Annotated in this window: 12 protein-coding genes; 2 read left to right on the top strand and 10 right to left on the bottom strand. The window is 66.8% G+C overall.

Annotated features, from left to right (window positions below; genetic code table 11):
• Positions 1–20 precede the first annotated feature (20 nt).
• Positions 21–311 carry a DUF4031 domain-containing protein gene (locus EAX62_RS10830; protein ID WP_121901652.1) on the top strand — a complete coding sequence of 97 codons (291 nt, stop codon included), beginning with the start codon at positions 21–23 and terminating at the stop codon, positions 309–311.
• On the opposite strand, the gene EAX62_RS10825 is transcribed toward EAX62_RS10830, so the two are convergent.
• From EAX62_RS10825 to EAX62_RS10805, 5 genes are all read right to left on the bottom strand, one after another.
• Positions 298–624: a branched-chain amino acid transporter permease gene (locus tag EAX62_RS10825; RefSeq protein WP_121901651.1), complete on the bottom strand. Its 327-nt coding sequence runs from the start codon at positions 622–624 to the stop codon at positions 298–300. The genes EAX62_RS10830 and EAX62_RS10825 overlap by 14 nt on opposite strands.
• The gene (locus EAX62_RS10820) at positions 617–1333 is read right to left on the bottom strand and encodes an AzlC family ABC transporter permease (protein WP_121901816.1); all 717 of its coding nucleotides are present in this window, start codon (positions 1331–1333) and stop codon (positions 617–619) included. Before EAX62_RS10820 ends, EAX62_RS10825 begins: the two co-directional genes overlap by 8 nt.
• 39 nt (positions 1334–1372) lie before the next feature.
• Positions 1373–2044 (bottom strand): potassium channel family protein, encoded by a 672-nt coding sequence (locus EAX62_RS10815; RefSeq protein ID WP_121901650.1) that lies wholly within the window; start codon positions 2042–2044, stop codon positions 1373–1375.
• Positions 2037–3425 carry a TrkH family potassium uptake protein gene (locus EAX62_RS10810; RefSeq protein ID WP_233557897.1) on the bottom strand — a complete coding sequence of 463 codons (1389 nt, stop codon included), beginning with the start codon at positions 3423–3425 and terminating at the stop codon, positions 2037–2039. Before EAX62_RS10810 ends, EAX62_RS10815 begins: the two co-directional genes overlap by 8 nt.
• 263 nt (positions 3426–3688) lie before the next feature.
• A complete protein-coding gene (locus EAX62_RS10805) occupies positions 3689–4825 on the bottom strand; it encodes an alpha-L-arabinofuranosidase C-terminal domain-containing protein (protein WP_199711233.1) in 1137 nt (378 codons plus the stop codon).
• Between the two features lie 160 nt (positions 4826–4985).
• Here EAX62_RS10805 and EAX62_RS10800 point away from each other — a divergent pair, with 160 nt between their 5' ends.
• A complete protein-coding gene (locus EAX62_RS10800; protein WP_233557896.1) occupies positions 4986–5867 on the top strand; it encodes a LacI family DNA-binding transcriptional regulator in 882 nt (293 codons plus the stop codon).
• Between the two features lie 80 nt (positions 5868–5947).
• Here EAX62_RS10800 and treS read toward each other — a convergent pair whose 3' ends face one another.
• The 5 genes from treS to EAX62_RS10775 all read right to left on the bottom strand — a co-directional run bounded on the left by treS (position 5948) and on the right by EAX62_RS10775 (position 12386).
• Positions 5948–8179: a maltose alpha-D-glucosyltransferase gene (gene treS, locus EAX62_RS10795; protein ID WP_121901647.1), complete on the bottom strand. Its 2232-nt coding sequence runs from the start codon at positions 8177–8179 to the stop codon at positions 5948–5950.
• A 110-nt stretch (positions 8180–8289) separates the two neighbouring features.
• On the bottom strand, positions 8290–9723 hold the full coding sequence (locus tag EAX62_RS10790; RefSeq protein ID WP_121901646.1) for a phytoene desaturase family protein: 1434 nt from the start codon (positions 9721–9723) through the stop codon (positions 8290–8292).
• 89 nt (positions 9724–9812) lie between these two features.
• Positions 9813–10823 (bottom strand): NADP-dependent oxidoreductase, encoded by a 1011-nt coding sequence (locus EAX62_RS10785; protein WP_121901645.1) that lies wholly within the window; start codon positions 10821–10823, stop codon positions 9813–9815.
• A gap of 50 nt (positions 10824–10873) precedes the next feature.
• On the bottom strand, positions 10874–11308 hold the full coding sequence (locus EAX62_RS10780) for a MarR family winged helix-turn-helix transcriptional regulator (protein WP_121901644.1): 435 nt from the start codon (positions 11306–11308) through the stop codon (positions 10874–10876).
• A 1-nt stretch (position 11309) separates the two neighbouring features.
• Complete coding sequence (locus tag EAX62_RS10775) at positions 11310–12386, bottom strand: alkene reductase (RefSeq protein ID WP_121901643.1); 1077 nt, start codon at positions 12384–12386, stop codon at positions 11310–11312.
• Positions 12387–12441 lie beyond the last annotated feature (55 nt).

Below are 12441 nucleotides of genomic sequence, written 5' to 3'. Positions count from 1 at the left end.
CGGGAGGGCATCCTTGTGCCATGGCAATCCTCATCGACCCACCCATCTGGCCCGCGCACGGCACGACGTTCTCGCACCTGGTTTCGGATGTGTCACACGAGGAACTGCACAACTTCGCCGAACGGGCCGAGGTGTCGCCCCGTGCGTTCGACCGGGACCACTACGACGTCCCCGCCCACATGTATGACCAGCTCGTGACCATGGGAGCCATTCCGGTGCGTTCCAAGGATCTGGTGCAGCGGCTCATCGCCAGCGGGCTGCGCAGGCGCAAGCATGAGTGGCCTGCCACGCGGCACTTCACACGAGGTTGACGAGCGTCACGAAGACGGCCGTGCCGGCACCCACGCTGAGGAGCGTGCGGCGCCCGAACCCCAGATGCACCACCACGGTGACGGCGGTGGCGACGGCGGCCTCCCACAGGTGCGTGACCTCTCCGAATGCGGAGGAACGAAACGTGGTGGCCGCCAGGATGCACAGGATGCCCGCGGGCATCCAGAACGCCATGTGGCGGACGAACGTGGACTCGCGCAGCGGCTTGAGGAGCAGGAACGGGACCGCCCGCAGCGACACGGTGATGACGAAGGCAATGGCGAGAGCGGCCATCACGTAGGAGAGGTCAGGCACGTGCGTCGCTCCGTCCGCTCAGGAGGTGGAACGCCACCAGGGCGCCCACGAACAGCAGCAGGGCCACGAAGAGCGCGGAGCCGGGCGCCACCACGACCGCGACGGTGAAGCTGAGCCCCGCAAGGACCACGGGAGGGACTTGCCGGCGGGAACGGAAGGCGTCCAGCGCAAGGGTGACGAACAGTGCACACAGAGCGAATCCCAGTCCCTCTATGGGGCGGTTGATGAGTCGCGCCGCAACGACCCCCACGAGGCCGCCCACCAGCCAGTAGCCCTGAAGTGCCAGCTGCATCGACACCAGCCGCCAGGACGTCCACCCCTGGGGTCGTGCGTTCGTGATGGCCCACGCCTCATCAATGAGCGCATACACCGAGTACGCACGTGCCACCGGGTGGCGCACCACCTGCAACGGGAACGAGAAGGCGTAGAAGACGTGCCGGAAATTCACCAGCAGTGTCGTCAGGGCGATCGTCGCCAGCGGAGTGGCTGCGACCAGCAGTCCCACCAGCAGCAGTTCCATCGATCCGGCGAACACCGCCACCGACAGGGCGGGCGCCACCCACCACGACAACCCCGAGTTGATCACCAGGAGGCCGAAAGCCACGCCCAAGGGGAAGAGGCCGAGCCCAGCCGCCAGAGACGCGCGAACCCCGGCACGCACCTCGGACCTGCGCGCCACAGGATGCTCGACCACGCTCGATTCGTTCATGATGCGCCATGGTGGCATATGGGGCAGGACGCCACCAATTCACCGCAGCGTGCTGAAGTGCTCCACGTCGTCGGCGGTGCCGGAGACGATGATGAGGTCCCCGTCCTCCACCACGGTCTCGGCGGTGGCGTGCGTGAACCCCCGTCCTGCCCGCTTGACGCCCACCACCGTCACGCCGTACTGGGTGCGCACGGTGGACTCACCCAGGGACAGGCCGCACATACTCCGAGGAGGTCGGGTCTTGACGATGGCGTAGCCGTCGTCGAACTCCATGTAGTCGAGCATCCGGCCTCGCACGAGGTGCGCCACCCTCTTTCCCATGTCGTGCTCGGGACGCACGACGTGGTGGACCCCGAGCCGGGTGAGGATGCGGCTGTGGGAGGCAGTGACGGCCTTCGCCCAGATGTGGGGGACGCCGAGTTCGAGCAGCACTGAAGCGGACAGGATGCTGGACTCCAGGTTGGTGCCGATACCGATGACGGCCCTGTCGAACTCGTGCACCGACAGCTGCCGCATGGCCTCCGCGTTGGTGGTGTCGGCCTCGACGACGTGGGTGAGCCGCCCGGCGAGCGACTGCACCACCTTGATGTCCTGGTCGATGCCGAGCACCTCGACACCCTCCTCCACCAGCTCGAGCGCCAGTGACTTCCCGAAGCGTCCGAGCCCCACGACCACCACGGGTGCGTCGGTGGGGAGCTTGTGTCTAGCCAATGAGGGGCCGTCCTTCCGGGAGGGTGTATCCGAGTTGCTTCTCGCGCAGAGCGAGGGCTGACACCAGTGTGATGGGTCCGAGCCGTCCGACGAACATCATCCCGGCCAGTACCAATTGTCCCAGCACCGGGAGCTGGGCCGTGATGCCCGTGGACAATCCCACGGTGGCGAACGCGGACACCGTCTCGAACAGGACATCGCGCAGCGGCAGTGAGGTGATCTCCAGCAGCAGCAGCGTGGCGGACATCACCAGACCCACCGCCAGCAGTGCGACGGCCAGCGCCTGACGCTGGACCCGTGACCCGATGCGTCGGTCGGCGATGTTGACGTCACGACCGCCACGCACCTCGGCGAGGATGACGAAGAGCAGGATGATGAAGGTGGTGACCTTGATGCCACCCGCCGTGCCCGCCGAGCCGCCACCGATGAACATGAGCACCGTCGTGGCGAGGATGGTGCCGTCCTTCATCTGCCCGTAGTCGAGGCTGTTGAATCCTGCGGTGCGGGGGACGACCCCCTGGAAGAAGCCCGCCAGGAGCCTGCCGGGCGGCTCGAGCGGTCCCAGGGTCGCGGGGTTGTTCCACTCGTTCGCGGTGACGAAGACCACGGCGATGACCAGCAGGGCGAAGTAGGTGGACAGGGTGAGTCGGGTATGGATGCTCCACTTGTTGGGGCGGTTCAGCTCCCGCCGCAGTTCCAGGAGCACAGGAAATCCCAGACCGCCGAGGATGAGGGCCGCAGCGATGGGAAGGCACACCCAGGGGTCGGTAGCGAATCCCACGAGGTTGTTCGAGTACAGGGCGAATCCTGCATTGTTGAACGCCGAGACGGCGTGAAACACGCCGAGGTAGAGCGCCCGGCCGGGGGCCTCCCCATAGCCGAAGAGGAAACGGCCCGTCAGGAGGATCGCCACCAACGCCTCGATGGCCAGACTCACCTTGGCGACCCCCAGCAGGAGGGCGCGGACGTCCCCGAGGCCGGAGCTCTTGGTCTCCTGCGCGGCGGTCAGGCGAGTCCGCAGACCCATGCGGCGAAACATCAGTAGACCCACCAGCGACGCCAGGGCCATGATTCCCAGCCCACCCACCTGGATGAGCGCCATGATCACCACCTGACCGAACCCCGTCCAGTAGGTGGCCGTGTCGACGGTGATGAGTCCGGTCACACAGACGGCGCTGGTGGCCGTGAACAGGGCTGTGATGAAGGGGGCCCCACCGGGGCCGCTGCGGCTGATGGGCAACATCAGCATCACGGTGCCGATCACCACCACCAGGGCGAACGCGGAGACAATGACCTGCCCGGGCGAGCGCAGGAAGCGACGGCGGGACTTCCGTCCGGCTGGCAGCGTCATCCGCCGTCCCGGGGTTGCTTCGTGGGCCACCGGCACAAGGTATCCCCTCCGGTGGTCCACCCGCGATTCTCGTCGCGGGTGGCGCACCACACAACGGGTCAGTCGCGGATGATCATCGGCAATCCGCCGAAGGCAGGCCACCTCGTCCCATGGTGAATCCCGTGCGGGCACTGATGAGTGGCATCGGTGGGCTGACCCCTTCCTCGCACGCTGAACAGCACATCCGGTCAGCGCACCCCTGTAGGGGTCCGCACCCTCCTGACCCGACATGCAACCGGGGTGGCCATCTCGGCTCAGTCGTGTGACAGCTTGATCATTGTCCAAGAAATGGGAGGCAGTTCTACGGTGAGGGTGGGACCGCTGAGGGTTGCTGTTGTGTTGGGCTGCGGCGCGCCGGTCGTGTCGTCCTCGGGGCCGGCTTTCCACTGGGGATCGTCGTGGTTGAGTGTGACGGCATCGGTGATCCTGCAGCCGCCGGGAAGCCCAATCTCCAAGGCGATCGCATCACTCTCGTGGCGGTTGACGAGGAAAAGTGCGCCCTCTGTCGTGTCCCACGTAGCAACTGCGTCGACGGCCTGGACCGTGCCGAATTCTTTGGATTCGATGGTCGGTCCGTCGATGACGACTTGCAGGACGTTGCCCTTGGCATGGGCTGATGTGAGTGCGAAGGGATGAAAAATCGTTTGTTTCCAGGTCGGGCCGCCGGGTTCGGCCATGATCGGGGCGATGACGTTGACCAGTTGGGCTTGGCTGGCTGACCAGACGCGGTCGGTGTGGCGCAGCAGAGAGATCAGCAGGTTGCCCACCACAACGGCGTCGGCGATCGAGTAATTGTCCTCGAGGAGCCGCGGCCCCACAGGCCAGTCGTCGCCAGTGGGAGGGTTGGAGGGAGCGCGGTCCAAGTACCAGACGTTCCACTCGTCGAAGGAGATTCCGATGACCTTGTCGCTCTTGCGAGCGGCAGCCACACCGTCGGCGGTGGCGGAGACTTGGTGGATGTAGCGGTCCATGTCTTCGGCACTGATCAGGAACTCTTGCAGCCCCGCCTCCTTTTCCCAGTAGTAGGCGTGCGCTGAGATCATGTCGACGGCGTCGTAGGCCTCGGTGAGCACCAGGCGCTCCCAGTCGCCGAAGGAGGGCATGCCGCGCGAGGAGGAACCACAGATCACGAGCTCGAGGCTGGGGTCGATCATGCGCATGGCCTGCGCAGTGGCGTTGGCGATCCGTCCGTATTCCTGGGGAGGCTTGTGGCCAATCTGCCAAGGACCGTCCATCTCGTTGCCCAAGCACCACAGCTTCACCCGGTAGGGCTCGTCGGTGCCGTTTCTGCGGCGCTGCTCAGCCCAGTGCGAACCGGCTGCAACATTGCAGTACTCAAGGAGGTCCAGTGCCTCTTGCAACCCTCGGGTGCCGAGGTTGACTGCCATCATGGGTTCAACCCAGCCTTGGCGGTCCACCTCATGAATTCGTCGGTCCCGAAAGTGTTGGGCTCCATCGAGTGCCACGCGAGGTCAAGACGTTGGGGACGGTCCTCAGCTGGTCCCACACCGCCCTCCCACCGATAACCGGAGACGCTCCGGACGCACAGGAGTGATCGGACTCGCGATTCCCGAACTTCGCCAGACCTACTTCGCCGAGCTTGCCGACAGGATCAGCCGCAAGGCCGCCCCGCACAAGGTCTCCGTACTCATCGACCAGACTGGTGGAACACGCGAGGGTGAGCTGGCGGTCCTGGCTGGAGAGCGTCTGCGACTCACCGACGGCGTGCTGTTCAGCCCCGAGAGCCTCGGGCAGGATGACATCCACCTGCTGGACGTCGACTTCCCACTCGTGCTTCTTGGCGAGCGGATGTTCGGCGGAACCACGGATCACGTGACCATGCACAACGTCGGCTCCGCCCGTGCGGCCACCGCGCACCTCATCAGCATCGGGCGCCGACGGATTGCCGTGATAGGGGCCCACCCCAGCAATCGGGACGACATTCGCTCCGCGAACCTCCGCATCCGGGGCTACCGTGAAGCACTCGAGGTGGCCGGCATCCCCCATGATCCGCGGCTCGTGCGCATCGCCGTCCCGTGGCACCGTGAGAATGGCGCCGTGGCCATGCGAGAGCTGATCGAGGAGGGAGTCCCCTTCGACGCTGTCTTCTGCTTGACCGACACCCTTGGGCTCGGTGTCCTTCGGGCACTCGGAGAAGCCCGCGTGAGAGTGCCTGATGAGGTGGCGGTGATCGGCTTCGACAACATTGACGAGGCGCGGTTCTCCGTCCCGTCGCTGTCAAGCGTCGAACCCGGCGGCGATCAGATCGCACAGACAGCGGTCGAGTTGCTACTCGAGCGAGTCATGGAGAAGGACGATCGGGTCGCTCCACGGCAGATCCGTGCCGACTACCACATCGTGGAGCGCGAGTCGACAGGCCGCTCCGAGCCAGTCGACGCGACCAACGTGGCGTTCCACGCTGACCCCCTCTGACGCGCTCGGATTCCACACTGGAGACCGGGTGACGACCTTCGCCGGCGTGATCAACTCAGGGTCGCCGTTGAGGGGAGCACTCAGTCGCGGATGATCATGGCCAGTCCACCGAAGGCGGGCAGTTCCACGGAGAAGCCGCGGAGGTCGTCGACCGTGCCCACCTTGCGGCGGGTGCTGAGGTCGAAGGCCCTGCCTGTGGGCAGGTGCTCGGACTGGATGCGGGCCTCAATCTTCTCTGCGCTGAAGTTCAACGCGGTGATCTGGATGGCGCCGATCTCCAACTCGTTGACCAGAACGAGCAGTGACTTGTTACCCACCTCGGGGATGTCGATGAGCTTCGCCGACGCCAGTCCGTTGCGCTTGCGGACCTTGAGGATGGCCGCCAGGCGCGACGCGAACGACGTCTCACGCTTCAGCTGCTCCGGGATGGGGCCGTAGAGCGTCCGGGCACGGGGCATGCCCGAGGAGGACTTCTTGACGTCGGGGGCGGAGCCGAGGACGTCGTAGGCGCCACGTTCGATCCACCGGGTGTCGCCGGAACTGATGAGTGCCCTCACCTGGTCCCGATCCAACGGGAGCGCGCCCACGAGGTCCCAGCCGGACAGGGCGAACACGCCGGGCTGCCAGGCGTTGTACATGCACATCAACAAATGGGCCGAGGTGATGCGGCGCACGTCGGCGTCGGTGATGGCATCCAGGTCGGTGATGCCGAGCGTGGCCGTGACGATGGACGCCGTGGTGCTGACGATGCCGTTCTGGGTGAAAACGGAGTTGTACGGGGCCGCGTCACCGGTCAACTTGTCCCGCATCACCTGGCGGATGTGGTGCGCCAGTTCGGCACCGGTGAACTCCTCGCCGCCGAGGGTGTAGATGTCGTCTCGGTGCGCTGCGGCGAAGTGGACGAGTTCGTAGGTCAGTTCGTCATGGTTCTGCAGTGCGTGCACCAGCGACGCCTGGTCAATCCCCAGCTCCATGGCTTCGCGCAGCACGAGGCGCAGGAACTCGGTGTCGGCGGTGCACAGCGCCACCTGGGCGGCCGGCCGGGTGATGAAGTCGTAGGACAGGTCCGGTCCGACGGCGCCGGTGCGCTGGATGTCGTCGATGCCCAGGTTCAGCTCCTGGAAGGTGAACCCTCCCACCTTGCGCACCAGGGAGCCGATGAGCTGGTTGGCCGCCTGGGACATGGGGTGGCCCTCGGACCACGCGGGGGACTGACCGTAGGTCTTCTCCACGCCGAGGAAACCGTTGGCATCCAGACGGAGCCCACCTGAGCCAAGATCCAGGAGGGAGTGGAGCGCATCCCCCATGACGAGGCGCATTCCGGCGCACGTGGGGTCCAGCCAGTTGATGGTGGGCTGGCCCTCCTTGAAGTAGTGAAGGTAGACCCAGCGGCGCACCTTGCCCTTGGTGTCGGTGATGGGCGGCGTGCAGGACCAGTTGGTCTCCTTCACCCCCGGTTCGTAGAAGATGACGCGTTGGAGCGCGCCGATGATGTAGCCCTCCTCGGCGAGCGCCTCCTCGGCCTCGGTGCTGAGGTTGACGGAGTCGCGCCCCTCGGGCACGTCCGGCAGCAGGTGCCAGGCGGCCCGGGGGATGTCGATCATGTGGTAGATCCCGGGGTAGTCCCGGTAGTTGAGCTCGGCGAGGCGGAAGTCGGCGCCCTTGCCCGTGTGACCGGGGACGACGTCGTCGATGACGGTGCCGTTGTGGCGTGCAGCCGTTTCACACATGGCACGGAACTCTGCCTCGGTCCCGAAGAGCGGGTCGATGGCCATGCTCATCCGGTCGAAGTGCCCATCGACGCTGGGGGTGGGCTCCCACCCGTCGAGGCCGCCGGCCAATTTCACGGGCCCGGTGTGGAGGGCGTCGATGCCGATCTGCGAGAACGCCTCCCACAACTCGGCGGACCCCAGGGCGCCAAGGAACGAGGTGCCCGGCTCCGTGATGTGGGACAGTGGGTAGGCCGTGTACCAGACCGACGCCTGCGCCAGCGCGGCGCGCGGATCCGGGTGGGCGTACGGGTTGGCCCACATGGCATGGGTGCCCGCCAGTTGCCGGGACACCTGCGTGGCGTCATGGAGCATCGACTGGTCCTCCAACCAGTCGACGTAGGCACGGTTGGACCCCACCGGCTCGAACGGCGGGGTGATGGGGCTGGCATCATCCTCGCGCCGCCGTGCCTTGGGCCTGAGTCTCGAGGGCCGGGCAGCAAACCGGTGGTCGTCGAAACTCAGCTCGGGGAGCTCGTCGCTGATGTCGTCAGCGATGTTGGTGCGGGCCTCGTCCGGACGGTCTTCTACGTGCCTTGTCATTGGCGCAACGCTACAGGTCCACGGGCCGAACCTAATTCAGCCTCGCCAACGAAGGGCCGGAGCCGCGCGGAGGTGACGCGCCCCGCACCGCCGTCCGCGCATGCCCGGGATCAGGCGGATGGGATCTGCGCGCTGACGCCGAACATGTCTCGCAGTGCCAGTTGTGCTGCGTACCAGCCGTTCATGCCGTGGACTGCGGGTCCCGGTGGGGTGGCGCTCGAGCACAGGTACACACCGGGGATCGGTGTGCGCCACGGTGCGCGCGAGACCACCGGCCGCCTCACCAGTTGCAGAAGCGACAGCTCCCCGGTGTAGATGTCGCCGCCCACCTGGTTGGGGTTGTACGCCTCCAAGTCATGGGCGCGCCGGGTGGAGGATGCCAACACCAGCTCCTTGACCCCGGGGGCGTGCCGCTCCAGTTCCGACAGTAGGAGCGGCAACGGATCGACCGTGGAGTTACGGGGAACGTGCATGTAGGCCCAGAAGGTGTGGCCGCTGCCTGGTGCTCGTGAATCGTCAAGGTTCGACGGCTGGGCGGCGAGGAAGTACGGCCGGGGGGACACCCGCCCCCGCGCGACGGCATTCTCGGAGGCCGTGATGGCGTCCCGGGAACCGCCCAGGTGGAGGGTGGGTGCCAGCGCCAGAGGCGGGTCGAGCCACGGAACGGGTCCGGACAGGGCGAGGTCCACCTTGGCGACGCCGGAGCCGTAGCGGTACCGGTTCAGGGCCCGGCGGTAGGACGCCGGTGAGGTGGGTGAGGTGCGCAGGAGCTCGGGGGACGTGTCGAGCAGCACGGCGCGGCTGGTCTCCAGTTCGCGGAGGTCCGTGACGAAGTGCCCCGTCTCGACCCGCCCCCCGTGACGGGCCAGTTCCTCCACCATGGCGTCGGCGATGGCCTGCGAGCCACCCCTCGGATAGCCCCAGCCCCCGGCATGGCCGTGGGCCGCGAGCAGCAGGCCGGCACCCGCCTGTGCCAGCGAGGGCATCCGGCCCGCAGCATGCGCCATGCAACCGGCCAGCAGGGCTGCTGCGCCGTCGCCGCGGAGGAGGTGTCGATCCAGCCCGGTACCCAGAGCGAGCGTGCGGAGCCCGAAGTGGGCCGTCGCGCGCAGGTCATGGGGGACACGCAGCAGTTGGTGGCCCGTCAGGTCCACCACACCGTCGACGTGTCGCACCAGCGGCTCCATGGCGTGACGCCACATGTCGCCATCGCTGCCGAGGCCCTCGACGGTGCGGTCCAGGTCGTGCCACGCCACGGCGGCGGGTGCGTCGTCGAGGGGGTGGGCGTAGGACGCCTCCGGCGTGAGCCAGTCCAGGGCTTCCAGGAGACCGATCTCGCGGAAGAACGGCGACGTCACGGCGGCCGGATGAATGGCGGAGCACACGTCGTGGCGGAACCCGGGAAGCGTCAGTTCACGGGTGCGCAGGCCACCACCGATTGACTCGGCACCCTCGAGGACCACCACCTCCAGCCCATGGCGTGCCATGGCGATGGCTGCAGCCAGGCCGTTGGGGCCGCTACCCACCACCGTCACGTCGCGCATGGTGGCAAGTGTGCCCTGCCCGTGGACGCAGGAGCGGCGCCACCCCGGGCGGGGCGGCGCCGCTCGTGCGTGCCGTGCGTCAGGTCGGATTACAGACGGACGACCATCTTGCCGGTGTTGGCCCCCTTGAGGAGGTCGATGAATGCCTGCGGGGCGTTGTCCAGGCCTTCGCGGAATGTCTCGTCAAACGTGAGTGATCCGTCGGACAGCCAGCCCGCCATCTTCTGGGCGAACTCGTCGGCCTTGTCGGAGAACTCTCCGACGAGGAAGCCCCGGATGGTGAGGAGCTTGCCGATGGCCGAGCTGAGGTTGCGGGGTGCGCAGGTGGGTTCCGTGGCGTTGTACTGCGAGATGGCGCCGCACATGGCCACCCGGCCGTGAACCTTCAGCGAGGTGATGGCCGCCTCGAGGTGGTCACCGCCGACGTTGTCGAAGTAGACGTCGATGCCGTCAGGCGCTGCGGCCTGCAACTGCTCGGACACGTCACCGTCGTGGTAGTTGAAGGCGGCGTCGAAGCCGAGCTCCATGAGGCGTGCCACCTTCTCGGGCGAGCCGGCGCTGCCGATGACTCGGGAGGCACCGGACAGCTTGGCGATCTGCCCGACGATGGAGCCGACGGCCCCCGCTGCGCCCGAGACGAAGACGGTCTCGCCCTCCTGGAACTGGCCTGCATACATCAGCCCGGCATAGGCGGTCAGGCCCGTCATGCCGAGTGCGCCGAGGTAGGCGGACTCCGGGGCGAGCGACGGGTCCACGAGCTTGGCGTTTGCAGCCTCGACCACTGCGTGTTCACGCCACCCCAGGTTGTGCAGGACAGTCGCCCCCACCGGCACGTCGTGGCTCGTGGACGCGAGCACGACGCCCACGGCACCTCCCTCAAGGGGCTCGCCGATCTGGAAGGCCGCGGTGTAGGACTTGCTGTCGTTCATCCGGCCACGCATGTAGGGATCCACGGACATGTAGTGGTTCTGCACCAAGACCTGGTCGATGCCCAGCTCGGGGAGAGTGGCGTCACTGAGCGTGAAGTTCTCCTGTGTCGGCCACCCCTCAGGGCGGGATGCGAGGAGAATCTGGCGGGTTGTGCGGGGAAGTTGTGTCATGAGGTGGTAATCCTTCCGGATCGGGGTCGTGGTAGATGGGGGATGACCGCTCAGGCTGTGACGGGTCCATCGCCAGTGAGGCGACGGGCCAGGGTGCGCAGCAGGTCGCTCTCTTCAGGCGTAAGGGTGAGCTGGGACGCGACGGCACGTTGGACCTCCAGAACGGGGCCCTGCAGGGCGGTGCCGGAGGGCGTCAGCAGGACGCGTACCCGGCGCTCGTCATCGGTGGCCCTGTGCCGCGTGAGGTAGCCCAGTGTCTCCAGTCTCTTGAGGAGCGGGGACAGCGTGCCACTGTCCAGGTGCAGCCGCTCACCCAGTTCCTTCACGGTCAGGTCGTCGTTCTCCCAGAGCGCGAGAAGGGTGACGAACTGCGGGTACGTGAGTCCCAGGTCAGCGAGGCCCGCCCGATAGGCGTTGGTGATGGCGCGGGACGAGGCGTACAGGGCGAAACAGAGCTGCTCGTCCAGCCGTGGGGCCGTGACCATCTCAGGCGGCGTCAAGGCTGGCGTAGTCGGTGTAGCCCTCGGCGCCGCCGCCGTAGAAGGTCGTCTGGTCGGGAGTGTTGAGCGATGCATCGGTGCGCCACCGCTCCGCAAGGTCGGGGTTGGCCAGGAACGGTCGCCCAACCGCGACGAGTTCGCCCTGGCCGTTGTCGATGATGGCCGCAGCTGATTCCCGAGTGGTGACCGTACCGAAACCCGAATTGGTCATGACGGGTCCGTCGAAGCGTGAACGCAGGTCGGTGGTCAGCTCGGCGGCCGGGTCGGCGAGGATGCTGAGGTAGGCCAGGGACAGGCCGGCGATGCCGTCGAGGAGCGCTTCATAGGTCTCGCGGGTATCGGCGGGGTCCTTCTCCAGTACGCCCTGGATGTTGTGGGCGGGGGAAATCCGTACACCGACCCGCTCGGCACCGATGGCCTCGGCGACCGCCTTGACGGTTTCGATCGTGAGGCGGGCCCGGTTGGCAGGGGAGCCGCCGTAGCCGTCGTCACGCTGGTTGGAGGAGGGGGCCAGGAACTGGTGGAGGAGGTAGCCGTTCGCTGCATGGATCTCCACGCCGTCAAGCCCTGCCTCAACTGCGCAACGGGCAGCGTGCACATAGTCCGCCACTACGCCGGGGATCTCGTCGGCCTCGAGGGCGCGGGGCACAGTCATGGGGAGCGATCCCTTGGCGGTGACGACTTCTCCTGGGGCGGGGATGGCGCTGGGGGCGATGGACTCGAGGCCCTGCTTGTTGTCAGGGTGCGCTATCCGACCAGCGTGCATGAGTTGCACGAAGATATGACCGCCATTCTCGTGGACGCGGTCCGCCACGAGGCGCCAGCCGGCGATCTGCTCGGGTGTGTGGATGCCGGGAGTGTTGAGGTATCCCTGGCCCACCGCACTGGGCTGGGTGCCCTCGGAGACGATCAGGCCTGCACCCGCACGCTGGGCGTAGTACTCGGCGTTGAGGGGTGTGGGGGCCATGCCGACACCCGTACGGTTGCGGGTCAGTGGCGCCATCACGAAGCGCTGGGGGAGATCCATGTTGCCGATGCGGATGGGGGTGAAGAGACGTTCCATGTGTGGCTCCTGTGAAGCTCTGCGGTGATGGGCAAGTTCGTACAGGTTCGATAGT

This window comes from Tessaracoccus antarcticus, from assembly GCF_003688855.1.
Lineage (GTDB): Bacteria > Actinomycetota > Actinomycetes > Propionibacteriales > Propionibacteriaceae > Arachnia > Arachnia antarctica.
The sequence above is the reverse complement of the archived record's forward strand: the minus strand, read 5'-3'. Positions and strand labels throughout refer to the sequence as shown.

Excerpts from the sequence above, each read along its gene's own strand:
- EAX62_RS10805 (WP_199711233.1), bottom strand. The coding sequence starts at position 4,825 with ATGATGGCAGTCAACCTCGGCACCCGAGGGTTGCAAGAGGCACTGGAC.
- EAX62_RS10790 (WP_121901646.1), bottom strand. The coding sequence starts at position 9,723 with ATGCGCGACGTGACGGTGGTGGGTAGCGGCCCCAACGGCCTGGCTGCA.
- EAX62_RS10785 (WP_121901645.1), bottom strand. The coding sequence starts at position 10,823 with ATGACACAACTTCCCCGCACAACCCGCCAGATTCTCCTCGCATCCCGC.
- treS (WP_121901647.1), bottom strand. The coding sequence starts at position 8,179 with ATGACAAGGCACGTAGAAGACCGTCCGGACGAGGCCCGCACCAACATC.
- EAX62_RS10830 (WP_121901652.1), top strand. The coding sequence starts at position 21 with ATGGCAATCCTCATCGACCCACCCATCTGGCCCGCGCACGGCACGACG.
- EAX62_RS10780 (WP_121901644.1), bottom strand. The coding sequence starts at position 11,308 with ATGGTCACGGCCCCACGGCTGGACGAGCAGCTCTGTTTCGCCCTGTAC.
- EAX62_RS10820 (WP_121901816.1), bottom strand. The coding sequence starts at position 1,333 with ATGAACGAATCGAGCGTGGTCGAGCATCCTGTGGCGCGCAGGTCCGAG.
- EAX62_RS10775 (WP_121901643.1), bottom strand. The coding sequence starts at position 12,386 with ATGGAACGTCTCTTCACCCCCATCCGCATCGGCAACATGGATCTCCCC.